The sequence below is a fragment of the Rhizobium acidisoli genome (genome assembly GCF_002531755.2).
GTDB classification, from domain to species: Bacteria; Pseudomonadota; Alphaproteobacteria; order Rhizobiales; family Rhizobiaceae; genus Rhizobium; species Rhizobium acidisoli.
The window spans coordinates 1,659,574-1,685,225 of record NZ_CP034998.1 but is presented as its reverse complement, the minus strand read 5'-3'; the positions used below and the strand labels follow the sequence as shown (position 1 = coordinate 1,685,225).

At 61.9% G+C, this 25,652-nt stretch carries 30 protein-coding genes and 1 tRNA gene; 14 read left to right on the top strand and 17 right to left on the bottom strand.

What is annotated here, in order from left to right; all coding sequences use genetic code 11:
• The first annotated feature begins 90 nt into the window (after window positions 1–90).
• Genes CO657_RS08440 through CO657_RS08430 form a run of 3 tightly spaced genes read left to right on the top strand, consistent with a single transcriptional unit; the run spans window position 91 to window position 3,083 of the window.
• The gene (locus tag CO657_RS08440) at window positions 91–1,290 is read left to right on the top strand and encodes an ROK family transcriptional regulator (protein WP_054183156.1); all 1,200 of its coding nucleotides are present in this window, start codon (window positions 91–93) and stop codon (window positions 1,288–1,290) included.
• 33 nt (window positions 1,291–1,323) lie between these two features.
• Entirely contained in the window at window positions 1,324–2,424 is a 1,101-nt protein-coding gene (locus CO657_RS08435) for a Gfo/Idh/MocA family protein (protein WP_054183157.1), read from the top strand.
• 17 nt (window positions 2,425–2,441) lie between these two features.
• Window positions 2,442–3,083: a ThuA domain-containing protein gene (locus CO657_RS08430; protein WP_054183158.1), complete on the top strand. Its 642-nt coding sequence runs from the start codon at window positions 2,442–2,444 to the stop codon at window positions 3,081–3,083.
• 173 nt (window positions 3,084–3,256) lie between these two features.
• On the opposite strand, the gene CO657_RS08425 is transcribed toward CO657_RS08430, so the two are convergent.
• Together CO657_RS08425 and CO657_RS08420 are read right to left on the bottom strand one after the other, a co-directional pair.
• Window positions 3,257–3,736, bottom strand: a complete 480-nt coding sequence (locus CO657_RS08425; protein WP_054183159.1) for a DUF2938 domain-containing protein — start codon at window positions 3,734–3,736, stop codon at window positions 3,257–3,259.
• A gap of 85 nt (window positions 3,737–3,821) precedes the next feature.
• Window positions 3,822–4,334 carry a MarR family winged helix-turn-helix transcriptional regulator gene (locus tag CO657_RS08420; RefSeq protein WP_054183160.1) on the bottom strand — a complete coding sequence of 171 codons (513 nt, stop codon included), beginning with the start codon at window positions 4,332–4,334 and terminating at the stop codon, window positions 3,822–3,824.
• Between the two features lie 44 nt (window positions 4,335–4,378).
• Here CO657_RS08420 and CO657_RS08415 point away from each other — a divergent pair, with 44 nt between their 5' ends.
• A complete protein-coding gene (locus CO657_RS08415; RefSeq protein ID WP_054183161.1) occupies window positions 4,379–5,893 on the top strand; it encodes an FAD-dependent oxidoreductase in 1,515 nt (504 codons plus the stop codon).
• A 75-nt stretch (window positions 5,894–5,968) separates the two neighbouring features.
• Here the strand turns inward: CO657_RS08415 and CO657_RS08410 are convergent, their stop codons facing one another.
• The gene (locus CO657_RS08410; protein WP_054183162.1) at window positions 5,969–6,613 is read right to left on the bottom strand and encodes a TetR/AcrR family transcriptional regulator; all 645 of its coding nucleotides are present in this window, start codon (window positions 6,611–6,613) and stop codon (window positions 5,969–5,971) included.
• A gap of 107 nt (window positions 6,614–6,720) precedes the next feature.
• Between CO657_RS08410 and CO657_RS08405 the strand changes: the two genes are divergently transcribed.
• A complete protein-coding gene (locus tag CO657_RS08405; protein ID WP_054183163.1) occupies window positions 6,721–7,470 on the top strand; it encodes an SDR family oxidoreductase in 750 nt (249 codons plus the stop codon).
• Window positions 7,471–7,528: 58 nt separating this feature from the next.
• Here the strand turns inward: CO657_RS08405 and CO657_RS08400 are convergent, their stop codons facing one another.
• The 3 genes from CO657_RS08400 to CO657_RS08390 all read right to left on the bottom strand — a co-directional run bounded on the left by CO657_RS08400 (window position 7,529) and on the right by CO657_RS08390 (window position 8,324).
• On the bottom strand, window positions 7,529–7,795 hold the full coding sequence (locus CO657_RS08400; protein ID WP_054183164.1) for a hypothetical protein: 267 nt from the start codon (window positions 7,793–7,795) through the stop codon (window positions 7,529–7,531).
• Window positions 7,795–7,965: a hypothetical protein gene (locus CO657_RS08395; protein ID WP_010069037.1), complete on the bottom strand. Its 171-nt coding sequence runs from the start codon at window positions 7,963–7,965 to the stop codon at window positions 7,795–7,797. The genes CO657_RS08400 and CO657_RS08395 overlap by 1 nt, the downstream gene beginning before the upstream one ends.
• Before the next feature lie 101 nt (window positions 7,966–8,066).
• Window positions 8,067–8,324 (bottom strand): DUF982 domain-containing protein, encoded by a 258-nt coding sequence (locus tag CO657_RS08390; RefSeq protein WP_003586584.1) that lies wholly within the window; start codon window positions 8,322–8,324, stop codon window positions 8,067–8,069.
• 387 nt (window positions 8,325–8,711) lie between these two features.
• Between CO657_RS08390 and CO657_RS08385 the strand changes: the two genes are divergently transcribed.
• Window positions 8,712–9,539 carry a nickel-binding protein gene (locus CO657_RS08385; RefSeq protein WP_012557595.1) on the top strand — a complete coding sequence of 276 codons (828 nt, stop codon included), beginning with the start codon at window positions 8,712–8,714 and terminating at the stop codon, window positions 9,537–9,539.
• A 76-nt stretch (window positions 9,540–9,615) separates the two neighbouring features.
• Here CO657_RS08385 and CO657_RS08380 read toward each other — a convergent pair whose 3' ends face one another.
• Window positions 9,616–9,909, bottom strand: coding sequence for a DUF982 domain-containing protein (locus CO657_RS08380; protein WP_003586587.1), 294 nt, complete (start codon window positions 9,907–9,909; stop codon window positions 9,616–9,618).
• A gap of 303 nt (window positions 9,910–10,212) precedes the next feature.
• On the opposite strand from CO657_RS08380, the gene CO657_RS08375 reads away from it, so the two are divergent.
• Both CO657_RS08375 and CO657_RS08370 read left to right on the top strand, forming a co-directional pair.
• The gene (locus CO657_RS08375; RefSeq protein WP_082366278.1) at window positions 10,213–10,395 is read left to right on the top strand and encodes a hypothetical protein; all 183 of its coding nucleotides are present in this window, start codon (window positions 10,213–10,215) and stop codon (window positions 10,393–10,395) included.
• A 540-nt stretch (window positions 10,396–10,935) separates the two neighbouring features.
• Window positions 10,936–11,670 carry a hypothetical protein gene (locus CO657_RS08370; protein ID WP_054183165.1) on the top strand — a complete coding sequence of 245 codons (735 nt, stop codon included), beginning with the start codon at window positions 10,936–10,938 and terminating at the stop codon, window positions 11,668–11,670.
• Between the two features lie 18 nt (window positions 11,671–11,688).
• On the opposite strand, the gene CO657_RS08365 is transcribed toward CO657_RS08370, so the two are convergent.
• Window positions 11,689–13,182, bottom strand: a complete 1,494-nt coding sequence (locus CO657_RS08365; RefSeq protein ID WP_054183166.1) for an FAD-dependent monooxygenase — start codon at window positions 13,180–13,182, stop codon at window positions 11,689–11,691.
• A 117-nt stretch (window positions 13,183–13,299) separates the two neighbouring features.
• Entirely contained in the window at window positions 13,300–14,154 is an 855-nt protein-coding gene (locus tag CO657_RS08360) for a LysR family transcriptional regulator (RefSeq protein WP_054183167.1), read from the bottom strand.
• Window positions 14,155–14,261: 107 nt separating this feature from the next.
• Between CO657_RS08360 and CO657_RS08355 the strand changes: the two genes are divergently transcribed.
• Complete coding sequence (locus tag CO657_RS08355; protein WP_054183168.1) at window positions 14,262–14,720, top strand: DUF3237 domain-containing protein; 459 nt, start codon at window positions 14,262–14,264, stop codon at window positions 14,718–14,720.
• 306 nt (window positions 14,721–15,026) lie between these two features.
• On the opposite strand, the gene CO657_RS36675 is transcribed toward CO657_RS08355, so the two are convergent.
• Together CO657_RS36675 and CO657_RS08350 are read right to left on the bottom strand one after the other, a co-directional pair.
• Window positions 15,027–15,197 carry a hypothetical protein gene (locus CO657_RS36675; RefSeq protein WP_164918668.1) on the bottom strand — a complete coding sequence of 57 codons (171 nt, stop codon included), beginning with the start codon at window positions 15,195–15,197 and terminating at the stop codon, window positions 15,027–15,029.
• A 176-nt stretch (window positions 15,198–15,373) separates the two neighbouring features.
• Window positions 15,374–15,577: a CsbD family protein gene (locus CO657_RS08350; RefSeq protein WP_054183169.1), complete on the bottom strand. Its 204-nt coding sequence runs from the start codon at window positions 15,575–15,577 to the stop codon at window positions 15,374–15,376.
• Window positions 15,578–15,728: 151 nt separating this feature from the next.
• Here CO657_RS08350 and CO657_RS08345 point away from each other — a divergent pair, with 151 nt between their 5' ends.
• Window positions 15,729–15,956 carry a hypothetical protein gene (locus CO657_RS08345; RefSeq protein ID WP_041671417.1) on the top strand — a complete coding sequence of 76 codons (228 nt, stop codon included), beginning with the start codon at window positions 15,729–15,731 and terminating at the stop codon, window positions 15,954–15,956.
• Between the two features lie 141 nt (window positions 15,957–16,097).
• On the opposite strand, the gene CO657_RS08340 is transcribed toward CO657_RS08345, so the two are convergent.
• Window positions 16,098–16,173, bottom strand: a tRNA-Lys gene (locus tag CO657_RS08340).
• 349 nt (window positions 16,174–16,522) lie between these two features.
• Here CO657_RS08340 and CO657_RS08335 point away from each other — a divergent pair.
• From CO657_RS08335 to CO657_RS08325, 3 genes are all read left to right on the top strand, one after another.
• Complete coding sequence (locus CO657_RS08335) at window positions 16,523–17,272, top strand: cytochrome c biogenesis CcdA family protein (protein ID WP_054183170.1); 750 nt, start codon at window positions 16,523–16,525, stop codon at window positions 17,270–17,272.
• A gap of 193 nt (window positions 17,273–17,465) precedes the next feature.
• Window positions 17,466–18,374, top strand: a complete 909-nt coding sequence (locus CO657_RS08330; RefSeq protein WP_054183171.1) for an MBL fold metallo-hydrolase — start codon at window positions 17,466–17,468, stop codon at window positions 18,372–18,374.
• A gap of 280 nt (window positions 18,375–18,654) precedes the next feature.
• On the top strand, window positions 18,655–19,617 hold the full coding sequence (locus tag CO657_RS08325) for an AEC family transporter (RefSeq protein WP_054183172.1): 963 nt from the start codon (window positions 18,655–18,657) through the stop codon (window positions 19,615–19,617).
• Here the strand turns inward: CO657_RS08325 and CO657_RS08320 are convergent.
• Genes CO657_RS08320 through cysG form a run of 5 tightly spaced genes read right to left on the bottom strand, consistent with a single transcriptional unit; the run spans window position 19,585 to window position 24,791 of the window.
• Window positions 19,585–20,796, bottom strand: coding sequence for a UbiH/UbiF family hydroxylase (locus CO657_RS08320; protein WP_054183173.1), 1,212 nt, complete (start codon window positions 20,794–20,796; stop codon window positions 19,585–19,587). The genes CO657_RS08325 and CO657_RS08320 overlap by 33 nt on opposite strands.
• A 39-nt stretch (window positions 20,797–20,835) precedes the next feature.
• The gene (locus tag CO657_RS08315) at window positions 20,836–21,348 is read right to left on the bottom strand and encodes a DUF934 domain-containing protein (protein WP_012557583.1); all 513 of its coding nucleotides are present in this window, start codon (window positions 21,346–21,348) and stop codon (window positions 20,836–20,838) included.
• Between the two features lie 10 nt (window positions 21,349–21,358).
• Window positions 21,359–23,029 (bottom strand): nitrite/sulfite reductase, encoded by a 1,671-nt coding sequence (locus CO657_RS08310; RefSeq protein ID WP_054183174.1) that lies wholly within the window; start codon window positions 23,027–23,029, stop codon window positions 21,359–21,361.
• Window positions 23,030–23,037: 8 nt separating this feature from the next.
• Window positions 23,038–23,352: a DUF2849 domain-containing protein gene (locus CO657_RS08305; protein ID WP_054183175.1), complete on the bottom strand. Its 315-nt coding sequence runs from the start codon at window positions 23,350–23,352 to the stop codon at window positions 23,038–23,040.
• Window positions 23,353–23,354: 2 nt separating this feature from the next.
• Window positions 23,355–24,791 carry a siroheme synthase CysG gene (gene cysG, locus CO657_RS08300; protein WP_054183293.1) on the bottom strand — a complete coding sequence of 479 codons (1,437 nt, stop codon included), beginning with the start codon at window positions 24,789–24,791 and terminating at the stop codon, window positions 23,355–23,357.
• A 267-nt stretch (window positions 24,792–25,058) separates the two neighbouring features.
• Between cysG and CO657_RS08295 the strand changes: the two genes are divergently transcribed.
• Complete coding sequence (locus tag CO657_RS08295) at window positions 25,059–25,646, top strand: deaminase (protein ID WP_012557581.1); 588 nt, start codon at window positions 25,059–25,061, stop codon at window positions 25,644–25,646.
• Window positions 25,647–25,652: the final 6 nt, after the last annotated feature.

Below are 25,652 nucleotides of genomic sequence, written 5' to 3'. Positions count from 1 at the left end.
TTGACAGGCCCACGGGATTGCCTGCTATTTATTTCGTAACCCGTTAAAAATATTGGGTTCCGCCCAACACACGATGCCGGCTAGTTTTTTATGAAGACCGCAGATCCAGAATTGATGCGCGCGATCAATCGCTTGAACGTGCTCGATACCATCCGGCGCCATGGTCCGATCTCGCGCATCGAGATCAGCGAACGCACCGAGCTTTCGACCACTACAGTTTCCGCCATCACCGCCTCGCTGCTCGACGACGGGCTGATTCTGCCGCGCCATGAAGGCGATATCCGCAACGAGGCGGTGCGCGGCAGGCCGCGCGTGGCGCTGGAACTCAACCCGGACGCCGCCCGCGTCGTCGGCGGCAAGATCGCCGCCAACCGGATGGTCTTCGTCGTCACCAATTTTCGTGGTGACGTGCTGTCGAAACTCTCCCTGCCGATCCGCATCGACCGGCAGCCGATCGGCGTCATCGCCGATCTCGTCGAGGACGGTGTCAGGCGCTGCGTCGTCGATGCCGGGCTGTCGCTCGAGGATGTCGACAGCGTTTGCCTCGGCTTTCCCGGTGTCATCGAGCACCGCACCGGCTACATAAGAAGCAGCCCGATCTTTCGCGACACCAATGTCGATTTCGCCGCCGAAATGTCGACGCGGCTGTCGACGCCGACGATCGTCGAGAGCGACGCGCATGCCATCACGCTTGGCCATCACTGGTTCGGGAAGGCGCGCGATCTCGAGGATATGGTGTTGATTTCACTGGAACAAACGCTGGGGCTCGGCGTGCTGCACGGCAACAGCCTGTTTCGCGGCGCCGGCGGCTTGAGCCATAATCTCGGCGACCTGGTGCTCGGCATGGGACCGAACGGCGTCATCAGGCTTTTCAGCCAGGCCGGCGAAAGCGCCATCCTCGGCGAACAGCCGACCGACGGGCGCTTTGCCGAAGCGATCCGGCTCGGCCGCGGCATGACCCATGCCCAGGCGCTGATCAAGGCCGATGACGACCGGCTGATAAGCGCCGCCATCCGCGCCGGCGAAGCGGTGGGATTGACCATCGCCAATATTGTCACGCTGTTTGCGCCGCCGCGGGTCATTCTTGTGGGGTCGAGCCTGGCGCTCGGCGAACCCTTTCTGAACAGTCTGCGCGATGCCTATGCGCTCGCCATTCCGCCCTCGCTGAAGGGGGTGAGCGAACTCGTCTTCGACGATTCGAGCGATGATTTCTGGGCGCAGGGCGCGGCTGCCGTGGCGCTCTACGAGCTTTACGAATCGCCCTGGAGCACGACGGGGCCCGCGCTCTGACGGGCGTCACAATCAAGATCAATGGAGGAATTCATGGAGAGAGTCGGTATCGGCATCATCGGATGCGGCAATATTTCGGGCGCCTATCTCACGGCGATGGCATCCTTTCCCATTCTCGACATTCGCGGTGTGGCCGATCTCAATCGGGAGCTGGCCGAGGCGAAGGCTAAGGAATTCAACGTTCCCGCCCGATCGATCGAAGAGCTTTTCGCCGATCCGAAGGTCGAGATCATCGTCAATCTGACGATCCCGAAAGCCCATGTGGCTGTGGCGCTGCAGGCGCTCGAGGCCGGCAAACATACCTATTCGGAAAAGCCGCTCGGGATTAATTTCGCGGAAGGGAAAAAATTGGCCGAGGCCGCCAAGGCGAGGAATCTGCGCATCGGCGCGGCGCCCGACACCTTCCTCGGCGGCGGCCACCAGACGGCCCGCGCGCTGATCGACCAGGGCGTCATCGGCCAGCCGGTCGGCGGCTCGGCGAGCTTCATGTGCCCCGGCCATGAACGCTGGCATCCGAATCCGGCTTTCTATTACGAAGTCGGCGGCGGGCCGATGCTCGATATGGGCCCCTATTACATCACCGATCTCGTCAATCTGCTCGGACCGGGGTCTGAGGTTGCCGGCTTTGCGACGACGTCGCGCACAGTGCGGCTGGTCACCAGCGAGCCGCGCAACGGCGAACATATTCCCGTGCATGTGCCGACGCATGTCGCCGGCATGATGCGTTTTGAGAACGGCGCCGTCGTGCAGATCGCCATGAGCTTCGATGTCGCCGGCCATAAGCATGTGCCGCTCGAAATCTACGGCACCGAGGGCACGCTGATTGTGCCCGATCCGAACAAGTTCGGCGGCCCGGTGGAATATCTAAAGAAGGGCGGCGAATTCGAGGACCAGCCGCTCACAGCACCCTATGCCGACGGCAATTATCGCTCGCTCGGCGTTGCCGACATGGCGCATGCGATCCGCTCCAACCGGCCGCATCGCGCCAATGGCGATCTGGCGCTGCATGTGCTCGAGGTCATGGAAGCATTCCACACTGCGGCTGCGACCGGCAGGACGGTGACGATATCAACGGCAACGGAGCGCCCTGCCCCCTTGTCCCAATCCATCGTCGACGGACGGCTGGCGAAATAATTTCAGGAGGAAAGACTATGCGTGAAGCACTGATCGTCTGGGGCGGCTGGAGCGGCCATGAGCCGCAGGAATGCGCCGAAGTCATCAAGACCATGCTCGAGGAGGACGGCTTCAAGGTCTATCTCGAACACGGCACCGAGGCGCTTGCCGACCCTTCCGTCCACGATCTCAGCCTCGTCGTGCCGATCATGACAATGTCGAAGATCGAGAAGGAGGAGGTCAAAAACCTCGCCGCCGCGATCGAAAGCGGCGTCGGCATCGCCGGTTATCACGGCGGCGCGGGCGATGCCTTCCGGGACTCCGTCGACTACCAGTTCATCATCGGCGGCCAGTGGGTGGCGCACCCCGGCAACATCATCGACTATACCGTCAATATCACCCGGCCAGACGATCCGCTGATGGAGGGGATTGCTGATTTCCCCTATACGTCGGAACAATATTACATGCATATCGACCCCTCGAATGAGGTTCTGGCGACGACCAAATTCACCGGCGATCACGCCTACTGGATCGACGGCGTCGTCATGCCGGTGGTGTGGAAGCGCAAATACGGCAAGGGCCGCGTCTTCTATTCCTCGCTCGGCCACCAGGCCAAGGAATTCGACGTGCCGGAGATGAAAACCATCTTCCGCCGCGGCGCCAACTGGGCGGCGCGGTAAGCGCGGTTCGGAGTGTAAAGCTGCCCCTCACCCTAACCCTCTCCCCGTTCTGACGGGGAGAGGGGACGTGCCCTGTGAGGCGTTGGTGAGGGACGAAGAGCTTGCGGCATATCCCCTTCGCCCCGCAGGCGGGGAGAAGGTGCCGGCAGGCGGATGAGGGGCAGGCCGCGATCTCAGCGAATGATCAACGCCGTCCCGTAAAGCCCCAATGCAAATACCGTATGCGCCAACAGATTGAAGCACCGCACCTTGTTCGGCGTCGGATGTTTGGAGGCCGCCCAGCCGATGCCGAGGCCCGGCTGCAGCAGGAACCACCCTGCCCCGACGGTGACGATGCCGAAGATCCAGGCGGGAAGAAATGTCGGTGCGGCGAGCCAGCCCTGCCCCATGATGATGGCAAAGATCACGCCATAGAGAATGCCGACGGCGTAATGGCTGATCCAGCCGAGCGCAAATTCATTGGCATAGGGTTCGGCATCGGCGATGCTATCGTGAAAGACCTTGCCGCGGCCAAGGTGCCAGAACCAGCGGCCGACCGGCGCCCAATTGGGGGCCGTCTGGCCGAAGACCTTGGTGAGCACGATCGCCCAGAGATCCATCAGGATGGTTGCGCCGGCGCCGATCGCCAGGCCGCGCAGCAGAATATCGAACATTGGGAATCACCGGAGAGCGTTGAATTGCAGAGGCGTCTAGAAAAGCACTGGAGACACGCCGGTGCAATGGCTTCGCGCTCCCAGATCATTCGCGCTCGTCATGCGGGGCCGACGGGCTGTCGCCGGTATCGCCGCTGATATCTTCTGCAAATTTCCGCATCAGCCGCACCAGCTCATTGAAGTCGTGCTCGTCCCAGCGCTCGAAGATGGCGCGGCCGATCCTTTCGCGCGCCACGTCGATGCGGTCGGTCATCGCCTTGCCTTTCGGGCTGATGACCGCCTCGCGCACGCGGCGATCGGCGGCACCTCCGCGACGCTCGACCAGGCCGAGGCTTTCGAGCTTGGCAACCTGACGGCTGACGGTGGTGTAGTCGCGCCCGGCCCGATCGGCGAGCTCGACCACGCCGATCGGACCGAGGCGTTCCACCGTGACCAATAGGGGAAACAGCGCACGATCGAGCGAAATGCCGGCTTCGCGGACCATTTGCTCGTCGCGCTGCGGGCGGTTCATGACGCTGACGATCTCGATCAAAGCCCCATGCAGTTCACGCAGTTTTTCGGATATATGTGTATTTTGCACGCTTTTTCTTGACGGCATGTCGATTCTCCTATTATGTGCATATTACACATATGGAGATGACAATGACACAGAATTCCACAGTCGACGTGCTGATATCCGGCGCCGGTGCAGCCGGGCTGACGCTGGCGATCGAGCTGGCGCGGCGCGGCGTCAGCTTCCGCCTGATCGAAAAATTGAACGACCCCTTCCGCGGCTCCCGCGGCAAGGGCATCCAGCCGCGCACCCAGGAGGTCTTCGAAGATCTCGGCATCCTCGACCGGGTCGTTTCGCTCGGCGGCGCCTATCCCCGGCAGTGGGAATATCGCGACGATGGAAGCGTCAGCGAATCCGAGGTCGTGCTGCATGAGGCGCCGACGCCTGCCGAGCCCTACCATCTGCCGCTGATGGTGCCGCAGTTCCTGACCGAGGGCGTGATGCGCGAGCGCCTGCTCGAGTTCGGGCACCGCCCGGAATTCGGATGTGAACTCATCGGCTTCGAACAGGACGATGCCGGGGTAACGGCGCGGCTCAACGGCCAGTCCGGCGAAGAGACCATCCGTGTGCGCTGGCTCGTCGGCGCCGATGGTGGGCGCAGCTTCGTGCGCCACGCGCTCGATATCGGCTTTCCCGGCAAGACGCTCGGCGTGCGCGCCATCGTCGCCGATGTCGTGCTGACGGGGCTGGAGCGCGACGCCTGGCATCGTTTCGGCGAAGGCGACATGCAGCGGCAGATTGCGCTTTGCCCGCTCGCCGGAACGGAGTTGTTCCAGATCCAGGGACCGATCCCGCTCGAAGGCGAGATCGACCTGTCGGCCGCCGGCTTGACCGCGCTGGTGGGCGAGCGCACCGGCCGCGACGATATTCACGTCCGATCGGTCTCCTGGGCCTCGGCCTTCAACATGAACGCCCGGCTTGCCGATCGCTACCGGCTCGGCCGCGTATTCCTGGTCGGCGATGCCGCCCATACACATCCGCCGACCGGCGGCCAGGGTCTCAATACCAGCGTGCAGGACGCTTATAATCTCGGATGGAAACTGGCGGCGGTCGCAGCCGGCGCGCCGGATGCGCTGCTCGACAGCTATGAGGAAGAGCGCCGCCCGATCGCGGCGGCGATGCTTGGTCTTGCCACCAGTCTTCTCGATGCGCTGAAGCGCGGCGATCTCAGGCGCGGCCGCGAGGTCCATCAGCTCGATATCGGCTATCCCGAGTCGTCCCTCGCGCTGGAAAAGCCGGAGCGGCGCGGCGGCCTGCTGGCCGGCGACCGTGCGCCCGATGCACCGCTCACCGGTGCGGCCGGCCAGCCGCGGCGTCTGTTCGAACTGTTCAAGGGCACGCACTGGACATTGCTTGGCTATGAGGTCGATCAGGCAGCCGTGCCGCCGCGCCGCGGATTGCACATCCACAGCATCGGCCGGCGCGGCGATCTCATCGATCAAGGCGGGCATTTCCGCAACGCCTACGCCCTGACGCCGGGCGACTTCGTGCTGGTGCGTCCCGACGGTTATATCGGCGCCATTGTCGCATCCCGTGAAGCTTCGGCGCTGGAAAACTATCTCGCCCGGTTGGGCCTTGGCCTGACGGCGGGAGAACTGTCATGAGGCGATAAGCTGATAGGACCTTTATCGCTCACAGGGCCTTTATCGCTCACAGCGCATTCCCGGCTCGCTGATCTCTCATTCCCGATCGTTCAACTCCGGCTGCGCGACCAGATATGAGCGAAACATGATCGTCAGCTGCCTTTCGGCCTCAAGACCATCGGCCGCGGACAAAACGCGGTGGCAGAAGGGCGGAACCGCTCCGTAAAGCGCTGCCGTCAGGGTTTGAGCAAGCAGGCCTGGATCGGCGAAACGGCCGTCCGCCGATGTGGACAGCATCGCCTCGATGGCGCCTGCGCTCCGCCGGGCCGCCGCCTCGATCAACGCGCGGGCGTCGAGTTCCATGGCAATGCGATAGAGGGCTGGGGAAATCTCGGCCTGCGCCAACTGCGTCTGAAGATAGGCTTTCACCACGGCCTCGGCGATCAACTCTTTCGCAGCGCCTGGGTTTTGATCACGCGCCCTCTCTATGGCGCCGGCCAGCATGTCGAGGTGCCGCTCCAGCACCGCGAAGAGCAAGGCCTGCTTGTTCGGGAAATACTGATAGAGCGTTCCCACAGAAACGCCGGCACGACGCGCCACCCGCGTGGTGTTCAGACGGATCAGGCCATCACTCGATAAAACCTGAAGGGTTGCCTCGAAAATGGCGTCGACAGTGGCGATGGCTCGGCCCTGACGCGGGGATTTCCGGGGGGTTAGCGGTGGCGGAGAACCCGTTCCCATAAGCGAATCCAAAAGCTGAAGGATGCTTCATATATAACATCCGGCCCCGCTGCTCCAGCAATCCTGCACGCCATGCCGGGGTCTTCAGACGCAAATTGGAGACGAATGTGGGTAAATTGGACGGTAAAATCGCAGTCATCACCGGCGGCAACTCGGGAATGGGACTGGCGACAGCCAAGCTCTTCGCACGCGAAGGCGCTAAACTCGTGATCACCGGCCGCGATCAGGCGACGCTCGATGCCGCGGCGCAAAGCATCGGCAATGGTGTGGACGCCATCCGCAGCGATATTTCCAGAATCGCGGATATCGATGTGCTTCGCGACCATGTCGAAAGAAAGCATGGTCGCGTCGATATCATCTTTGCGAATGCTGGCGGGGCAAAGCCGAACCTGTTCGAATACATGTCGGAGGAAGAATTCGATTTTTCCATCGCCAACACCTTTAAGGGAACCTACTTCACCGTGCAGAAACTCCTGCCGCTGATGCGCTCCGGCGGCTCGATCATCCTCAATACCTCGACGCTCAGCAGACAAGGCCGCCCCTATGTCAGCGTCTATTCTGCAGGGAAAGCGGCCATCCGCTCGCTGGCCCGCTCGCTGACCGTGGAACTGAGCGAGAAAGGGATTCGCGTCAATGCCATGGCTCCCGGCTACATTGATACCGATCAGGCGCGCAAAGCCGGCGTCAGCGAAGAGATGATCGAGCAGACGAAGGTGCAGGTGCATGCTCAAATCCCCATGCACCGCAGCGGCACGGTCGATGAGATCGCCAAATCAGTGCTGTTTCTCGCCTCCGATGACTCGGCCTACATCACAGGCTCCGAATTGTGCGTCGACGGTGGCTGGGCGCAGATCTGACGACGCTTTCGGCGGCTCTCCGTGAAGCGCGCCTGCAACGGCGGGGAGCCCTCTCGTGTCAGAGGACGTCGCGCTTGTATCGCGGTGTCCAGCCGCGGGTCATTCCGCGGCTCATCGCCCGCTCCGCCAGCGCCAGTTGCTGGCGGAGATGTTTGCAGTCGTCGAGCAGCGAGCGGATCGCCGCCTTGGCATTGTCGTCATGCCAGGCCAGCACGGCTTCGACTTCCCACGCGGGATCCGGCCAAGCAGGATCGGGTCGTGCCGGATCGGGCCAAACGGGATCGGGCCAAGCAAGATCGGGTTTCGGGATTTTCGCCGGCTGCATCAGTTCAGCGCCAAAGGCAATTGAACCGGACGCGGCAAGGGTGGCAGCGGCCGGCTGAGTTCGACCTTTCTCTGCCAGGCGGCGCGTCGCAGTTGATCGCGCTCGCGCGCCGCACGTGACGCTTCGACAAGGGCTAGGGCGTTGGCGATCACTTGTTCCGTATGCGTCATGACCATCTCCAATGTTCCTGTTTTGTTCTAATTTAGCCTCTCGGACGAAAATGTCAAGTCGGGCGGATCTGGCGTTCAGGACGATTGGATCAGGCGGGCGTTCAGTCCGCAGCTTCGATGACGGCGATGCCGGCTTCCTGAGCAGCCCTGATAAAGGATGCCCGCACCTCTTCCGGCGGGAGATCGCCGATAATCGCATCCAGGCAGGACTTCACGGCTTCGAAATAGTCTTCGCCGTCATCGACCGGCCACTCGTGCAGCAGCGTGCGCGCGGCGTCCCACACAGAGTTGATAACGGCATAATGGCCAAGCCCCATTGAGGCCAAGCCGACCGGTCGAAAATTTGCCGTCTGTCTCACTGTGCTACAGCTTTTCCAATTTCGGTGAGCTTACGAGTTAAAGATGCAATTTGCGTGCCGTGGGGTGGGCGGGAGCAGACATTCTCCTCGCCCCCTCCAGCAGGCGCTTTGAGAACATGCAACGCTCGAAGTGCTCCGATCGGCGTCGAGAACCCCGCAACTGGTTATCAAACGGCTGATTATGGTAAATATCAGGCTTCTCCTGCCAAGCCTACTCATTAAAAGCCGGCTGTTCCCGAGTATTCTATAGAATTTACAGCAACGCATCGAATTTTCCGGAAGCAACAGCCTTTATATTCATTCATTGATTGTGCCAAAGGTGGACGCAGAAGCATCCGGATCGTAGAATGCCCTCGCTTGCACGCAGCGGATCTGGGAGGACGCACAATGCCCATCTTCATGGATCGGCACTTTCTCGAGGGAACGTCGGCGGCCGACGTTGCCCAGGCGCATCGCATGGATCTGGACATTCAGGATCGCTACGGCGTCAAGTTCCTGACCTATTGGTTCGACCAACGGCGCGGGACTGCCTTCTGTCTCGTGGATGCGCCCGACATGGAAACCGCCCAATGTGTGCATCGCGAGGCGCACGGCTTCGTCGCCGGCGAGGTCGTTGAAGTCGCTTTGTCTGCGGTCGAGGCTTTTCTCGGCCGAATTCACGACCCCGATCCGGCGCCTGGCCAATCCTCCGCCGAGATAGATCCCGGCCACCGGGCAATCCTCTTTACCGATATCGTCGGATCGACCGAGATGACGGCGCGGCTCGGCGACCGCATCGGGACCGAAATGGTGAGAGCCCATGACGCGATCGTGCGCCGATGCCTCGGCCAAAATTCCGGCCGCGAAGTGAAGCACACCGGCGACGGCATCATGGCGGCCTTTTCCGCGACCACCGCCGCCGTCGAATGCGCCATGGCGATCCAGAAGGAATTCCAGCTCTACAACGGCGGAAACACCGAGCCGATCCATATCCGCATCGGGCTGGATTGCGGCGAGCCGGTCGAGGATAGCAACGACCTGTTCGGCTCGACCGTACAGCTCGCCGCACGCCTCTGTGCGGCCGCATCCAGCGACCAGATCCTCGTCTCAGAGAATATCTTTCGGGAATATGGCGCCGCCGATCTTTTCGGTCACGCCTCGCGCCGGCGGCTCAAGGGCTTTTCGAAGCCGGTAATGGTGTTCCGATGCGACTGGGCGAATGACACGACCGCCTGAGATCCCGTGGAGACCCCCGGGAAACGAGAACGCGCCCCACATGATGTGACGGCGCGCCGGTGCTCATTCTATCCTATCAGGCGTTGCCGATATTTCGATCACCCATCAGTTGCTCGAATTTGGGGGCGGCCTCAACCTTGGCGAGCACACCCGACATCTTCAGAAAACGCCGGAAATTCTCGCGCGCAGCGCTCAGCGGGAAACGGCCGCTGGCGGTGTCCCTGCACGCCTTCAACAGCGTGTCATATGCCAGACCTCGTTTGTCCTCCGGCCATTCATCCAGAAAATCGAAGATTTCATCGAGACATGTGATCTCCGCGATGAAATGCTGACGATGAAGCAAAACCGGATCGAACCGAGTTTCCGCCATAGTATCCTCCCATTTATATTACTTTTTTATAGGATTATATTACTGAAAAAGCTTGATTTATTCAAGACAAAATCGGCCGCATTTACCCAAAAGCATCCGCAACTACTTCCATAACGGCAGAATAGCCCGATCAGATTATCTTGAGTCAATTGATCCGCGATCTAGGTTCAAAAGCAGACCATCAAGATTGGTCGATCCATCGCACACGTGTTCAGCTAAGCGTGATCAATCGGACGGCAAGTTTCGTATAGGCTCGTGACGGCATGGTTGTGACCAAGATCAACTCCGCAAGGGAAAGCCCAGATGAAACGATTTCTGACGTTCGTAGCCGTCGGCGCGCTACTCGGTGTGTCCGCGATCACGTCTTCCTGCACTTCGCCGGGCAAGCCCGATCATGAAGATTTCCAATATCAACGGGACACATCGATCAACCCGGCTTGCGCGGGTGGTTTCAGACCCGGCAACGCGCGCTCGTGCAGCTATTGAAGGCGCGAGCGGCGACATTGGTGCTGGGCATCGCTGCGATTGCCGCAGGGAGCAGCCGCGATATGCCTGCGTCGTAAGAGGAGGCGCGCTGAAGCAATAGGACTAGTGAGGGAACTCCAAGCCCGTCCCGCAGTTAACGCAACGGGTCACGGTTGGCTCAATTCAAAACAGGAGAACGGTTCCCCATGAACAATTTGATCTGGCTTGTCGGCGCTGTCGTCATCGTGCTCGCGATTTTGAGCTTCTTCGGCTTTCGCTGATTGATGTAAATTGTGGCGATGGGCCTTCTCTCCAGGATCAGAATGGAGATCAGACCCGCTGGCGCCGATAGATCGATAATCTTCCGCGCGACTTGTTTCGGTCGACTTTGGCTCGGCCGGACGTCGTTTCCGCCTGTTGGCCACCGAGGCTCGAACCGCGCTCCGTTCCCGTTTCGTCAACAATCCACCGAATGACGGTCGGATGGGCTACATCACCCCCCTCGACTTCCATTACAGTCACGCGTTTCGGCCTTCCCGGGGCCGGTCGCGAGGGAAATCGATGGAACGTCTTGGTGGGGATAAAGCGACTCACTCCAGGAAGCGAGCTGCAAAAGCCGATCACTCGGATGGCTTTGCCCGGGATGTCTCAGCCGTCAAGGTCGGCGACTGCCTGCTGGGGTACAAGGCGGTGCAACGTCGCGCGCGGGGCGGCCGCTGGAACCATTTCCGCGGCCGGATGCGCGAGATCGAAAAATTGATCCGGCATCGCCATGGCGACATTGTGCCCGAGGCGGATGACGCATTGATCTATGTCGAGGTGATCGCCGGCCTCGCCCTTGTCGAATTCGGACAAGAATTCGTGGAGGTGGTTCTCGGCTGGGCGGCGCGATGGCTTCCCTGGGCTGGGAAAGCCGATGTCGAGGAGATCATCGACGAGCGAACGAAGGTGCGTTATTCCTCGCTATCGGCCGACGCGCTCGGCCACGCTCTGCATGTGAGCTACGCCGAACGCTGCGCCCTCGATATCCGCACGATCGGCGCCTTCGATGTGCCGAAGGCGAAAAGAGCAAAACTTCAAAAGCAAAAGCGGCGGCAGCGGGATCGAAGCCGGAAGGAACAGCAACGCCGCGCCGCCGGCGCATGTCCGAGAGCCGACTATCTCGCCAATTCCTTCAGCCAGGCGCGCCCCTGGGAGGCTTTCGGCATCAGCCGCCGGACATGGGAGCGCCGTGGCAAGCCCGTGCCGGAAGCCGAGGCGATATCGGATTGCGGTTCGATGCCTCTGGCCGCTTAGCCAGGTTTACGGCTTTTACTAGTCGGGTTGCCCGAACCAGGTGTTCATCGCCTCGCGAAGGCCATCCGGTCTCCCCTCGCCCACCCAGGCCACATAGCCATCGGGCCGGATCAGCGCGGCGGTTGGGGCTGAGACCGCACCCAGCGCCGGCAGCTCCCATGCGCCGTAATAGCTGGCGTCGACCAGTTGAACGCGGCCAGACCACGGCCCGATGTCGAGGCTGCCGGGCGCGGCGAGATTCAAAAGCAGCGGCCGCGCATTCTGGAGCAGCGTGTAGACGCGGAGCCGGCCATCGGGCGTGCTGAGGCCGAGATCGGGCATGCGGCGGCCAAGCAGCGGATGCCCCTCGCCGAGATCGTAATGGATGGCCAGTCCGGACATTTCGGCGGCGATCTTCTTGCGGGGCTCCTCCATGGCGAGAAGCTCCAGGACGATGTCTCGCAAGGCTTCGGTGCGGTCATCGGTCCGCTGCAGCGCGACCTGCGCCATCGTCGTGCGCAACACGCGGGCGGCAACCGGATGGCGTTCGGCATGATAGGTGTCGAGCAGGCTTTCAGGCGATATTCCCTTCACCACCTGTGCCAGCTTCCAGCCCAGGTTGACGGCATCCTGCACACCGGTGTTGAGGCCCTGCCCGCCCACCGGAGAATGCACATGGGCGGCATCGCCGGCCAGGAAAATCCGGCCCTTGCGGTAAGCCGCCGCTTGCCGCGACATGTCGGTGAACCTGGAAATCCACCTCAGGCTATGGATGCCATAATCCGTTCCGCAGGCGGCGATGAGGGCTTCCTTAAGATCGCCGAGCGTCGGCTCGGCGGTGTCGCCGGCATTCTTTTCCGTCACCATGACATTGACCGGGCCTTCGCTGGCAAAGACGACCTTGCCGTCGCGGATTTCGTATTCCTCCCGGCCGAAGGCATGCATGCCGAGCGCCGTACGATGGACGCCGAGCGGCGGCTCCTCCTCCATCTCGGCCTCGGCGAGAATATTGCTGGTCGTCGCCTCCCATCCCGGAAATTCAATGCCGGCCATCTTGCGAACCAGACTGCGGCCGCCATCGCAGCCGACAAGGTAGCCTGCTCTGAGCGCGGCCCCATCGGAAAGTTCTATGGTGACGCCGGTGCCGTCCTGCGCGAAGCCCGTCAGCTCGCGGCCACGATAGATCGTCACCGGCAGTTCGCCGACCCATTTCGCCAGAATGCGCTCGATATGCTTCTGCCGCAGCGCCAGTCCGTAATTGTGCCGTGTCGGAAAATCGCTGATATCGAGCCGCGTGACCGCAAATCCGGTGACTTGCGCGATCTGCCCTTCCGCGAGGAACCGGTCAACCACACCGCGCTGATCGAGAACCTCGAGCGTGCGGGCGCTCAGACCGCCGGCGCGCGAACCGACGATCTCCTGGTTCGGCCGGCGTTCGACGATCGCGACATCGACGCCTGCCAGGGCCAATTCGCCCGCCAGCATTAGCCCCGTCGGCCCTCCTCCGGCGATCACTACTGCATGCTCCATCATCCGCAAACTCCTGCTGTCCGACCGTCCGAGGGCGATATAGGGGCTCAAGTGCTTCCGGGAAGGCAAATTGATCGGGCGTGCCTGCTGTCGATTTGGCCTGTCGCAGGTTGTTCCCTATCAGGCTGGTTCGTGAGCCCGCTCGCAAAGCCATGCGCAGAGCTGCCTGGGAGCGGGACGGGAGTCGTCGGCGCGCATCAATGCGAAATGCCAGGCCGGCCCGGTCAGCACATATGGGAAGGGTGCGATCAGCAGGCCCTTCTCCAAAAGCGGTCGAAACAAGGACGGCGACAACAGCGCGACGCCGACACCTGCCACCGCCGCACTGGCGTCCAATTCGTGCGTGGGATAATCGACCATCGCAAACCGCAGAGCCGGCGGCGTCTCGCATGCGCCCCTGAACCAGGCATCCCAATCCGGATGCGGCAAAAGCTCGAAATCGGCCAGCCCATCCGGCCCGTTCAGGGTTCTCGTTCCAAGCAGTGAGGGCGCCAGCATCGGTGTTGCCTCAACCGGAGCGAGTCGATATTCGTCAAGCCCTTCCCATCCGCCACGCCCCGTCCGTATGGCAACGTCAAATGCGCTGGGATCGCGAATATCGGCGGAGACGTCGACCTCGATCGGGGATGTTCCTACTGAGGGATAGCGGGACAGCCGCGGTGCGAGCCAGCGCGAGGCAAATGTCGGAGGCGCCGTCAGCCGAAGCGGTGGCATGGCCGCCTGGAACTCATCGAGCGCGCCGGCAATGCCATCCAATGCCGCCCGAATTCGGCCCGCCAGAACAGCGGCAGCAGCCGTTGGGACAACGCGGCGCCCAGCACGCTGGAACAGCGGCTGACCAAGTTCGGTCTCCAACGTACGGATACGCAGGCTGACTGCCGCTGGAGTGAGGCATAAGCGCTCGGCCGCGCGGGCAAAGCTGCCGGCAGAAACGCACGCTTCCAGAATTCGCAAGGACTCCAACGGCGGCCGCATGATCTCTTCGCTTTTGATGAGTTTTTCTTGTGATGCTCACAAGCAAAGCGCGTTTTGGGGACAGAGCGCTTGCAGCTAGGGTTGAAGTCAACAATAGGCGATCTGATATGACCCTTCAATCTCGGCCCTTATTCAAACTTTTCATGACACTTCATCCGGCACTGGAGCTCGGCCAGACGCCGGCCGGAGGCCGCCGCATATTTTCCGTTTCCGGAGGATATTTTAAGGGCGAGCGCCTGAAAGGCGACGTGTCGCCGCTGATTGGCTCCGATCTGCTGCTTGCTCGCGCAGACGGCACGTTTCAGCAGGATGTCAGGCTCCTGCTCGTCGCCGATGACGGCGATCCGATCTTGATGACCTATCGCGGCATCAGGCGCTCCACCCCGGCCGTTGACGAGCGTCTGGCGCGCGGCGAAGCGGTCGACACCTCCGAATATTATCTGCGGACAACCCCCTATTTCGAGACGGCCGTGCCACAGCACGCGTGGCTCAACCAAATCGTCGCGGTTGCGCAGGGCGGACGGTGTCCGGGCGGCGTTGAGTATGACGTATTTGAAATTCTCTAGATGCGCTCCCAGGCCATCGGCGATGGGTAGATATAATGCCGCAACGGCTTCTCTCAGCAGAGGCTGTTTCCGTGTCGCAGCTTGTTCTCCCTATAAATAGAGATCTCTGATGGTTGGAAGGACTTGCGACAGGAGTTTCTGCCTTGCATTCCAAAGCGAGGTTGCTTGCCGCTTGCTGTTTTCCTGTCGTGGAACCCGGCCGTTTCAGCACGACCTGACCGGGTGGGAAGCCGATGTGGCAAGTGCTTTCCCGGGTCACCGTTTGTTCTTAAAGGGCGATCAATCAAATCGTTGGAGTGATGCGCCTCACTGCGGAGCCGTGGCTTTTTGCGGAATCGTCTCAGCCGCTGGTCGCTCAGACGGATCGGCGGGATGGCCATAAATTGTGTAGGCGGCGCCGGCCAGAATGCCCAGGACGAGAAGAGCGGTCACGTACAACATCATTCCGCGAATTGCTGTTTTTGGGGTCTTGTCCATTGCGATCTCCAAGATCGAGCGCTTCTGGTTCCGAAAGTGGAGGTCTGTCGATGATCGCTATCCCCACATCATGCCGGGGTGCACTTCATCCAGTCATCCAGGCCGCAGAGCGGCGGGCGGCACAGACAAGCCGCCGGCCAGATGCCGACGGCTTGAGATAGGCGATGTTTGTCTGATTACCAGGGCTGGCGGCCGTACCAGTCGTCGATGTCTCTCTTCGCACGGTCTTTTTCGTAGCCGTAGCGCTCCTGGATCTTGCCTTCGAGCTGATCACGCTTGCCAGCGATGATGTCAAGGTCATCGTCAGTGAGCTTGCCCCACTGCTCCTTTACCTTGCCCTTCATCTGCTTCCAGTTACCTTCAACACGGTTCCAATCCATGGGTATTTCCTCCTATCGTTGGAATGGAGAAACGGAGACGAAGGTTAAGTGTTCCGATCCATAAATGGGCAACCCGAAAGATGCAGTCACCCGGGAACAATCAGATCCGGATCCGGTTTAACGTGCACCCTTGTCCCTAGCGGAGGCGACGATGTGGGCAATCCTGCTCGGTGCGGCTCTCATAATTGGAGGGCTTCTTTTCCTCTTTCGGTCAGCCCTCGGTCGAAAGCCGAGTGACCTGCACCAGATGCCGCAAGGCGGCAGCACGCTGGAACCACGGCGCCAGGGCCTGAGGTTCCTCGGAGTATCGCAGAATTGGCCGGCCCTGGCTGTTATCGCAGTTGGCGTGCTTCTATTGGCTTTTGGCGGATATTCATGACAACCAATGCCGCTTGCCCAGCCTCACACCGTTGAAGGAGGCGGCCAGCAGCGCCATGAATCGGTCGACAAATTGAACCGACCGTGCGACTTTTCGGTCGTCGCAAAAGTTGCACGAAATACCACTATCTAATTGATTTTATGGTGAGAGCGTCGGGGTTCGAACCCGAGACCTACTGATTAAAAGTCAGTTGCTCTACCGGCTGAGCTACGCTCTCCCTCTCCGCGGGTGAAGCACCCCGGCTGGAAGTGGGCGGAACATAGGCAGGCGACCCATTGCGGTCAACCGAAAAATTCAGCTTTTTCCGGCAGTCGGCACATTTCTTGCGGACGCAAAGGCTTATGCTTTGCGCGCGCAGGGCACATACCTTGCGGATGCAAGGCTCATGACGAGAAATCGGCGGTGAGCTTGTCATCGAATCCTTGGTCATGTTCTGCGACCTACAGCGGCCTGTCGCTTCTGATCGCACGATCCGGACAGGCCGCGATCCAAACGCAAAAAGGTGATTGGCAATCCAGGGCCTGCAAAGCTAGGAACATCATGCAGATTGCAGCCGGAGAGAATGTGTGTCGATTGCCGATATTTCCCTGTGGAGCGCACTGATTGCCGGGGCCCTTTCCTTTCTTTCGCCCTGCGTGCTTCCCCTGGTCCCACCCTATCTCTGTTATATGGCCGGGATTTCAGTCGAGCAGTTCCGCGGCGGCGGTGCGGTTGCCGTCGCGCCCGACGTCCGGCGCGGCGTATTGTTTTCCGCCCTGCTCTTCACGCTCGGCTTTGCCACCGTCTTCGTGGCGCTCGGCGCCGGCGCCTCCAGCATCGGCATGGCGCTTCGCCAGCATCTCGACCTGTTGTCGAAGCTCGGCGGGCTGATCATCATCGTCATGGGGCTGAATTTCCTCGGCCTCTTCCGGTTAGGGATTCTTGCCCGCGAGGCGCGCTTCCAAGGCGGCGGCAAGCCGGCGACGCTGACGGGGGCCTATATCATGGGCCTTGCCTTCGCCTTCGGCTGGACGCCCTGCATCGGGCCAGTGCTCGGCGCGATCCTTGGCGTTGCCGCCTCGCGCGAGACGGTCGGCTCCGGCGCCGGGCTGCTCGCCGTCTATTCGCTCGGCCTAGCCATCCCCTTCTGGATCGCCGCCGGCTTTTCCGGCGCCTTCATGCGCTTCCTGTCGCGCTTCCGCCGCCATCTCGGCACTGTGGAAAAGGTGATGGGTGTCTTCCTCGTGCTGACCGGCCTCGCCTTCCTGTTCGGATGGGTCAGCAATGTCGCGATCTGGTTCCAGCAGACCTTCCCGATCCTGATGCAGATCGGCTAGATCAAGCGCGGCCGGTCGATCGATCCGGCTGTTCGGCGCCCCGGCAACCTGAATGACAAGACCTATGCGGTGGTATAGCTCGCCCTGCCCCTTGGCCCCAACGTCCTTACCCCTCGACCCAATCGATCGCAAACACGCCTCCGTGTAGCGTCGTCGGTGCCGTGTTTAAGGCGGCGGTCAGAAGGAGACGAACATGAACCTTGAGACAAAGATGAGCCCTCGGCTCGACGAGTTGGTTCCGTCGCGATACGCGCTTAATATCGGCGAGATTGAGGTGCTGGTGGTCAGTGATGGAGTGCTACCGCTGCCAACTGCGATGCTGGGCCACAACGCCGATCCGGCCGCCCGGGCGGCCTGGCTGAAAGACATGTACCTGCCGCTGGACGCTTTGGATTGGGCGCTCAACGTCGTCGTAGTGCGCAGCGGCGGCCAGACCATACTCCTCGACGCCGGGCTGGGGGTCGATCCGGACTTGCACTTGCCCCGAGCCGGACAGTTGATCAAGCGACTGGAGGCCGCCGGCATCGATCTTGCGGCCGTGACCGACGTGGTGCTGACCCACATGCACATGGACCACATTGGCGGGCTGCTCATCGACGGGGTTAAGGAGCAGTTGCGTCCGGACCTGCGGATCCACGTAGCCGCCGCCGAAGTCAAGTTCTGGGAGGCGCCCGATTTCTCCCACGTTTCCATGCCGCCGGGCTTCCCGGACGCGCTTCGGGCGGCTGCCAAGCGGTTCGCGAAAGAATACAGCGACCACCTGCGGCTGTTCGACGAGGAGTACGAGGTGGCGCCGGGCGTGGTCGTCCATCGCACCGGCGGCCACACCCCCGGGCACAGCGTCATCCGCATCGCGTCCGGTGGGGACCGGCTGATGTTTGCCGGCGACGCCGTATTTGCCGTCGGGTTTGAACACCCCGACTGGTACAACGGCTTCGAACACTACCCGGAGGAGGCGGCTCGTGTTCGGCTCCGTCTTTTACGGGAACTGGCGGAGACCGGCGAGCAACTGGTGGCCACTCACCTGCCGTTCCCGTCCGTCGGCCGGGTGGCGGTCGACGGCGACGCCTTTCGCTGGGTACCGGCCTTCTGGGACTACTGAGCGCTGGTTGGGTTAAGCCTCAATAGAATTAGAGCGTTTCCGTCCTTCTTCGAACGACGAAAACGCTCTAAAGCGCGTCGCGATCTTTCAGATTCGCTCCTTGCGCTTTAGCTCTTTGTTTTCTTGCATGTCATTGCCGCAAAACCGCTGCACACTTTTGCGCGACATGCTTTATCTCTTTGTTTTCACGCAACTCCAGCAAAACCGCTGTGCACTTTGGCTGGAATTGCTTTAAATCGGATCCCTACCCGCGTGTAATCCCCGTGCACTGGAAGACCTCTTGGCCGATATCGTCAGCCTGCTCCTGCCGTTCTTCGGCCTGATCCTGATCGGTTACGCCGCCGCCAAGGCGACGAAGCAGCCGGCCGAAGCGCTGGGATGGCTGAACACCTTCATCATCTATGCCGCCCTGCCCGCTCTATTCTTCAAGCTCGTCTCGCGCACGCCGATCGAAGAGCTGACGCGCGTCGATTTCATCGTCACCGATATCGCCGCGACCTATGCGGTGTTCATCCTACTTTTCGTCATCGGCCGCCTCCTGCGCGGCAATTCGCTCGCCGACTGCACGATCCAGTCCTTTGCCGGCGCCTATGGCAATATCGGCTATATGGGGCCGGGCCTGGCGCTTCTCGCGCTCGGCGAAGGTGCGGCCGTGCCGGTGGCGCTGATCATCTGCTTCGAGAACGCCCTGCATTTCATCGTCGCGCCGGCGCTGATGGCGGCGGCCGGCGACGACAAGCGTTCGGCCGGGCGGCTTGCCGCCGATATCGCCCGGAAGGTGGCGCTGCATCCCTTCATCCTGTCGACGGCATCAGGCTTTGCCGTCGCCGCCCTGGACATTGATCAGCCGCTGGCGTTCCAGCGCCTCATCGACTACCTCGCCCAGGCGGCTGCTCCCTGCGCCCTCTTTGCCATGGGCGTGACGCTGGCGCTCCGGCCGCTGAAGCGGATTCCGGCGGAGATCGGCTATATCGTGCCGGCAAAGCTGATCCTGCATCCGATCGCGGTTTTCCTGGCGCTGACGGTCGTCGGCGGTTTCGAGCCGGTGTGGATCCAGGCCGCCGTGCTGCTTGCCTGCCTGCCGACGGCGACCAACGTCTTCGTCATCGGCCAGCAATATGGCGTGTGGCAGGAGCGCGCCTCGGCGACGATCGTGATCACCACGGTGCTTTCGGTGGTCAGCGTTTCGCTCTGGCTGATCGCGATCCGCTCAGGCTTTCTTCCGCTTCAGCTTTTCCCTTAAGGAATCCGGAATATCGCGGAAGCCGCGGCCGGGCTCGATGCCCTCGCGCATGACGATGCTGCGCAGCGGTGGAATGGCCGAGAGGATATGCAGGCCGGCAGCCCGCAGCATCTGCACCGGCAGGAAATCCGAAAGCAGCGAGCGGTTGAGAAGATCGACGCTGGCCGTGCGCGTCATGATATCGGCGCGGCGCTTGCGGTCGAAGCTTTCGCCGGCATCGGCCGGCACCGGCAATTCGGCCCGGTCGCAGAGGATCTCGGTCAGCGCCATGATATCGCGCAGGCTGAGGTTCAGCCCCTGCGCCCCAATCGGCGGGAAGACATGGGCAGCCTCGCCGATCAGCGCGATGCGCCCCTTGCCGAAACGATGCGCAATCATGCCGGACAGCGGCCAGACCTGGACGCCCTCCTCCACATCGACCTTGCCGAGCATGGACTGCATGCGTGCCTCGACAAGAAGCCCGAGTTCGGCCAGAGGCAATTCCATACGGCTTGCTGCCTCCGTGGGCTCCTGCACCCAGACGAGGCTGGAGCGGCCTTTCGGCAGCGGCACCTGAGTGAAAGGGCCGTGCTTGGTATGGAATTCCGTCGAGATATTCTGGTGCGGCAGCGAATGGGCGAAATTCAGCACCATCGCCGATTGCGGATAGGACCAGTTGCGGACGCCGATACCAGCCGTCTCGCGCAGCTTCGAGCCGCGGCCATCGGCGCCGACGGCAAAATCGGCAGTCAGCGTCTCGCCGCCGGCAAGCGTGATCGACACGGACTCGGCTGATATCGCGATCGATTCGGCCATATCGGTGAAGCGGGTGATATTGCCCTCACCGGAGACGGCTTTTTCGAGGACCTCGATCAGCGCCTTGTTGGGGAAATTATAGCCGAAGGCGTCAAGGCCGACCTCGGCCGCGCGAAACGTGGTCGTCGGCGCGCGCAACAGCCGGTCGGTGCCGTCGACGATGCGCATGCTGGAGAGAGGCGTGGCTGCCGGGCGCAGTTTTTCCCAGAGCGCCAGCCGGTCGAGGAAGCGGATCGACTGATCCATCAGCGCCGTGGTGCGCCTGTCCTCCCTCGCAGCAACAGGCGCGACCAGCGCCACGCTGCGGCCGCCGCGGGCAAGCGCGATTGCGGCGATCATGCCGGCGAGACCGCCACCGATCACCGCCACTTCGAATGTCTTCATGCTACCGTTCCGTCATCCTGAAAAGACGGAGCGGTCCGCTTATGCGGCCGGCTTCGCCTGACGGCGCCAACTATAGCCCTTGCCGGCTTCGGCGTCACGCACCGCCGGCTGATAATGATGGGGAATTGCGGGAAGACGATTTTCGGCAAGCCGCTTCAGCGCCGTGGCATTGCTGACGGCAAAACTGTCGATGCCGACGCGCTGCATCAGCGGCACCTGATCGATCAGCACGTCGCCGACGGCGCGCAACTCGTTGGTGTAACCCAAGCGCTGGCGCAGCAGCGAGGCATGGCTGAAAGCCCGCCCGTCATTGAAGGCCGGAAAGGCGACGGCAACGATTTCGAGGCGATAGAGATAAGGCTCCAGCCGGCGCACGTCGTCGGCCGGCTTGATCAGCACGCCGAGACCGACATCATTGCTTTCGTCGGCCTTGGCGATCAGTTCGTCGAGGCTGAGCAGCGGCTTCTGTTCCCCGGTCGCCTTCACCTCGTCGGTCTCGATCACCCAGGGATCGTTGTCGACAAAACCGGTTTCTCTCCAGATCTTCGTCATCAGCGCCTCCTTATGCCGCTTCCGCGGCAGCGCCATAGAGCGCAGTCTTGAAAGGCTGCGGCCCGACGCGGCGATAGGCAGCGAGGAAGATCTCCGACGGATCGAGGCGGAGGCCCAGATAGGTGTCGACGATCGTCTCGATCGCGTCCGTCACCCGGTCCGGCTCGAAGCCGCGGCCGATGATTTCGCCGATCGAGGTATGTTCGTCGCCGGAGCCGCCGAGCGTGATCTGATAGAGTTCGGCGCCCTTCTTCTCCACACCGAGCAGGCCGATATGGCCGACATGGTGGTGGCCGCAGGCATTGATGCAGCCGGAGATCTTGATCTTCAGCTCGCCGATCTCGGCCTGGCGTTCGGAGCTGCCGAAGCGACGGGAGATTTCCTGGGCCAGCGGGATGGAGCGCGCATTGGCGAGCGCGCAATAGTCGAGCCCGGGACAGGCAATAATATCGGTGATCAGGCCGGCATTGGCTTCGGCCAGATCGATGGCGACGAGACCGCGATAGACGGCTTCGAGATCGGCCAGCGCCACATGTGGCAGGATCAGGTTCTGCTCATGGCTGACGCGGATTTCGTCGAAGGCATATTCCTCGGCGAGATCGGCGATCGCATCCATCTGCGCGTCGGTGGCGTCGCCCGGAATACCGCCGATCGGCTTCAGCGAGATCGTCACCATGCCGTAATCGGGGTTCTTATGCGGCTGCACATTCTGCTGGACCCAGCGGGCGAAAGCCAGATCGGCCTTCTTCCAGCGGGCAAGGTTTTCCCAGCCCTCGGCGCGCTGCGGCAGAGCCGGCGGCGCGAAATAGGCGGCGATCGCCTCGACGTCCTGTTCCGGCAGCTTCAGTTCACTATCCCTCAGCGAGGCGAATTCGGCCTCGACCTGGCGCGTCAGTTCCTCGGTACCGGTTTCATGCACGAGGATCTTGATGCGGGCCTTGTACTTGTTGTCGCGGCGGCCATGCAGATTGTACACGCGCACGATGGCCGTGGTGTAGGAGAGCAGATCCTCCTCGGGCAGGAAGTCGCGGATCAGCTTGGCGATCATCGGCGTACGGCCCTGGCCACCGCCGACATAGACGGCAAAACCGATCTCGCCCTTGTCGTTCTTCTTCAGGTGCAGGCCGATATCATGGACCTGAATGGCAGCGCGGTCGCGCTCGGCGCCGGTGACGGCGATCTTGAACTTGCGCGGCAGAAAGGAGAATTCCGGATGGACCGACGACCACTGACGCAGGATTTCGGCATAGGGCCGTGGATCGGCGATCTCGTCGGCGGCAGCACCGGCAAAGTGATCGGCGGTGACGTTTCTGATGCAGTTGCCCGAGGTCTGCAGGGCATGCATCTCGACGCTTGCGAGATCGGCGAGCGCATCGGGGATTTCCGAGAGCTTCGGCCAGTTGAACTGCAGGTTCTGGCGTGTGGTGAAATGGCCATAACCGCGGTCATAGGTGCGGGCGATATGGGCGAGCATGCGCATCTGGCGCGCGCTCAGCGTGCCATAGGGAATGGCGATGCGCAGCATATAGGCATGGAGCTGCAGGTAGACGCCGTTCATCAGGCGCAGCGGCTTGAACGCATCCTCGGCAAGCTCGCCGGCAAGGCGGCGCTGGACCTGGTCGCGGAACTGCTCGACGCGCTCGCTGACAAAGGCATGGTCAAATTCGTCGTAACGGTACATCGTCTTCCTCAGACTGCAATGAATTCGGGATCGGCCGGAGCGTAGCCCGGTGCATATTCCATGGTCGGCCCTTGCGCGCGGATGCGCTCGCGAAGGCGAAGCGGCCAGAGAACGCCGTTGGTTTCCTGGACTTCGACGACGGCAACGTCAACCACCTCGTTGTCGGCATAGGATTTCTTGCCGATCGCCTCCAGCGCTTCGACGGCTTCGTTATGGCGGGCGACAAGCGCATCCTGCAGCGAAGTGGACCACTTCCCGTTCGCATCCAGCCAGACGGCAATGCCATCCGTCAGCCGGTTGGCCGTCAGAACCTTGTCTACCATATTCAGCTCCTTGCAAGTTCCTCGAGCCGGGCGTTCGCACGCACCAGCGGCTCGGACAGTTCGAAATTGGCGCCGGCGACCGCATCGCCGATAATGACCATGACCGGCCCGGTCAACTCATCGCGATGCTGCAGATCGGGCAGATCGGCAAGCGTGCCATGCAGCAGGCGGCGCTCCGCGCGGCTGGCATTTTCGATGACGGCGACCGTGGTCTCGGCGGGAATGCCGGCCTGCATCAGCCGCTCGGCGACCGAGGCGGCAACCGTACGGCCCATATAGACGGCGATCGTCGCGCCGGAGACCGCAAGGCTTGCCCAATCGGGCAGTACGTCGCCGGTGAGATCATGGCCGGTGGTGAAAACAAGCGAGGAGGCGACGCCGCGCAGCGTCAGCGGCAGCTCGAAATCGGCAGCGGCGGCGAAGGCCGAGGTGATGCCGGGCACGACCTCATAGGTGATGCCGGCGGCACGCAATGCCGCCATCTCTTCCCCCGCCCGGCCATAGACCAGCGGATCGCCTGATTTCAGGCGGACGACACGTTTGCCCTGGCGGCCGAGATCGACCAGGAGGTCGTTGATCTCTTCCTGCGATTTCGAATGGCAGCCCTTGCGCTTGCCGACCGAAAGCCGCTCGGCATCGCGGCGGCCCATATCGACGATCGCCTGCGGCACGAGCGCGTCATAGACGATGACATCGGCTTCCATCATCACGCGCTGGGCGCGCAGCGTCAGCAGATCCTCGGCGCCCGGGCCGGCGCCGACCAGCCAGATATGGCCGGCGACCTTGTCCATCGAGCCCAGCAGCCGGTCGGCGGCATGACGGGCCTGCGGCAGGTTGCCGTTGGCGACCGCATCGGCAACGGCGCCGGAGAAGAAGCGGCGCCAGAAGACGCGGCGGGAAACGCCACGGGGCACCAACTGCTCGACTGATTTGCGGTAGCTGGTCGCCAGGCCGGCAAGCCGCCCGAGCGAGGGAGAAAGAAGCTGATCAATCTGCGCCCGGATCATCTGCGCCAGAACCGGCCCTGCCCCTTCGGTGCCGATCGCCACGGCGACGGGCGCGCGATTGACCAGCGCCGGGGTAAAGAAATCGCAGTAATCCGGCTGATCGACGGCATTGGCCGGAATTCTAGCAGCACGGGCGGCATCGACGATCTCGCGATCATCGGCCTCATCGCCGGTGGCGGCAAAGACCAGTGCCGAACCCGCGACCTGCTCGGCGGAAAAGCCGGCGCGCACAGTCTCGATGCGGTTGGCAATCAGGAAAGCATGATAATCGGCTTCCGGCCTGTCGGCATAGGCGACGATCCGCGCCCGCGTGTTCTGCAGCAGCCGCACCTTGGCGAAAGCCTCGTCACCATTGCCGAAGACAGCCGTCTTCTGGCCTTCCACGCGAAAGAAGGCTGGAAATACCGAAAGCTGCTCAGTCTTGGGAGACATCATCAATCCACTTCGAAGTTGCCAGAATATGCCCGTGATCGACAAGGGATTGAAGGAACAGAAATTCGAAAGCCCCAGCAAGCGCGTATTCTTTTGCTCGCGTCGTCGGCGATTTGAGAAAAGTCAACCGTGCTGACGAAAACCACCTGATCCCACTCTCTTTGTTGCAGCGCAGTATAAAGCCTGTGACAAACGGCGTCCACCGGCGTTTGGCGCATTTCGCTCGCGCCGCCAAGACGATAGACTGAGGGAAAACCGGAGACGCCAATGCCTGACAAGACCATCGCCGCCCGCCTGCTTTCGGTCATCGAGGACGATATCCTGCCGCTGACCGAGCACGGCGTTTCCTTGGGCAACAAGGTGTTCGGCGCAGCGATCCTGCGCAAATCCGATCTGTCTCTCGTCGTCGCCGAGACCAATAACGAGCTGGACAATCCGCTCTGGCACGGCGAAGTGCATACGCTGAAGCGCTTCTACGAACTTGGCGAGAAACCGGCGACCAAGGATCTGATCTTCCTTTCGACGCACGAACCCTGCACCATGTGCATGTCGGCGATCACCTGGGCGGGCTTCGACAATTTCTACTATTTCTTCAGCCATGAGGATTCCCGCGACGCCTTCGCCATTCCGCACGACTTGAAGATCCTCAAGGAGGTCTTCGGGCTTGAACCCGGCGGCTATCGCAGGCAAAACGCCTTCTGGAGCAGTTTTGCCGTCGCCGATCTCGTCGAGACCGAAGAGGCTCAGCTGAAGACCGCGCTGACGGGGCAGACCGCCCGCATCAAGGCCCGCTACGACGCGCTGTCTTCCACCTACCAGTCGTCGAAGAGCGCCAACGATATTCCCCTTAACTGAGGCACC

What these genes read in the sequence shown, in the direction of transcription:
- CO657_RS08440 (WP_054183156.1), top strand. Translation starts at nt 91, where the DNA reads ATGAAGACCGCAGATCCAGAATTGATGCGCGCGATCAATCGCTTGAAC.
- CO657_RS08435 (WP_054183157.1), top strand. Translation starts at nt 1,324, where the DNA reads ATGGAGAGAGTCGGTATCGGCATCATCGGATGCGGCAATATTTCGGGC.
- CO657_RS08430 (WP_054183158.1), top strand. Translation starts at nt 2,442, where the DNA reads ATGCGTGAAGCACTGATCGTCTGGGGCGGCTGGAGCGGCCATGAGCCG.
- CO657_RS08425 (WP_054183159.1), bottom strand. Translation starts at nt 3,736, where the DNA reads ATGTTCGATATTCTGCTGCGCGGCCTGGCGATCGGCGCCGGCGCAACC.
- CO657_RS08420 (WP_054183160.1), bottom strand. Translation starts at nt 4,334, where the DNA reads ATGCCGTCAAGAAAAAGCGTGCAAAATACACATATATCCGAAAAACTG.
- CO657_RS08415 (WP_054183161.1), top strand. Translation starts at nt 4,379, where the DNA reads ATGACACAGAATTCCACAGTCGACGTGCTGATATCCGGCGCCGGTGCA.
- CO657_RS08410 (WP_054183162.1), bottom strand. Translation starts at nt 6,613, where the DNA reads ATGGGAACGGGTTCTCCGCCACCGCTAACCCCCCGGAAATCCCCGCGT.
- CO657_RS08400 (WP_054183164.1), bottom strand. Translation starts at nt 7,795, where the DNA reads ATGCAGCCGGCGAAAATCCCGAAACCCGATCTTGCTTGGCCCGATCCC.
- CO657_RS08395 (WP_010069037.1), bottom strand. Translation starts at nt 7,965, where the DNA reads ATGACGCATACGGAACAAGTGATCGCCAACGCCCTAGCCCTTGTCGAA.
- CO657_RS08385 (WP_012557595.1), top strand. Translation starts at nt 8,712, where the DNA reads ATGCCCATCTTCATGGATCGGCACTTTCTCGAGGGAACGTCGGCGGCC.
- CO657_RS08380 (WP_003586587.1), bottom strand. Translation starts at nt 9,909, where the DNA reads ATGGCGGAAACTCGGTTCGATCCGGTTTTGCTTCATCGTCAGCATTTC.
- CO657_RS08375 (WP_082366278.1), top strand. Translation starts at nt 10,213, where the DNA reads ATGAAACGATTTCTGACGTTCGTAGCCGTCGGCGCGCTACTCGGTGTG.
- CO657_RS08370 (WP_054183165.1), top strand. Translation starts at nt 10,936, where the DNA reads ATGGAACGTCTTGGTGGGGATAAAGCGACTCACTCCAGGAAGCGAGCT.
- CO657_RS08365 (WP_054183166.1), bottom strand. Translation starts at nt 13,182, where the DNA reads ATGATGGAGCATGCAGTAGTGATCGCCGGAGGAGGGCCGACGGGGCTA.
- CO657_RS08360 (WP_054183167.1), bottom strand. Translation starts at nt 14,154, where the DNA reads ATGCGGCCGCCGTTGGAGTCCTTGCGAATTCTGGAAGCGTGCGTTTCT.
- CO657_RS08355 (WP_054183168.1), top strand. Translation starts at nt 14,262, where the DNA reads ATGACCCTTCAATCTCGGCCCTTATTCAAACTTTTCATGACACTTCAT.
- CO657_RS36675 (WP_164918668.1), bottom strand. Translation starts at nt 15,197, where the DNA reads ATGGACAAGACCCCAAAAACAGCAATTCGCGGAATGATGTTGTACGTG.
- CO657_RS08350 (WP_054183169.1), bottom strand. Translation starts at nt 15,577, where the DNA reads ATGGATTGGAACCGTGTTGAAGGTAACTGGAAGCAGATGAAGGGCAAG.
- CO657_RS08345 (WP_041671417.1), top strand. Translation starts at nt 15,729, where the DNA reads ATGTGGGCAATCCTGCTCGGTGCGGCTCTCATAATTGGAGGGCTTCTT.
- CO657_RS08330 (WP_054183171.1), top strand. Translation starts at nt 17,466, where the DNA reads ATGAACCTTGAGACAAAGATGAGCCCTCGGCTCGACGAGTTGGTTCCG.
- CO657_RS08320 (WP_054183173.1), bottom strand. Translation starts at nt 20,796, where the DNA reads ATGAAGACATTCGAAGTGGCGGTGATCGGTGGCGGTCTCGCCGGCATG.
- CO657_RS08315 (WP_012557583.1), bottom strand. Translation starts at nt 21,348, where the DNA reads ATGACGAAGATCTGGAGAGAAACCGGTTTTGTCGACAACGATCCCTGG.
- CO657_RS08310 (WP_054183174.1), bottom strand. Translation starts at nt 23,029, where the DNA reads ATGTACCGTTACGACGAATTTGACCATGCCTTTGTCAGCGAGCGCGTC.
- CO657_RS08305 (WP_054183175.1), bottom strand. Translation starts at nt 23,352, where the DNA reads ATGGTAGACAAGGTTCTGACGGCCAACCGGCTGACGGATGGCATTGCC.
- cysG (WP_054183293.1), bottom strand. Translation starts at nt 24,791, where the DNA reads ATGTCTCCCAAGACTGAGCAGCTTTCGGTATTTCCAGCCTTCTTTCGC.
- CO657_RS08295 (WP_012557581.1), top strand. Translation starts at nt 25,059, where the DNA reads ATGCCTGACAAGACCATCGCCGCCCGCCTGCTTTCGGTCATCGAGGAC.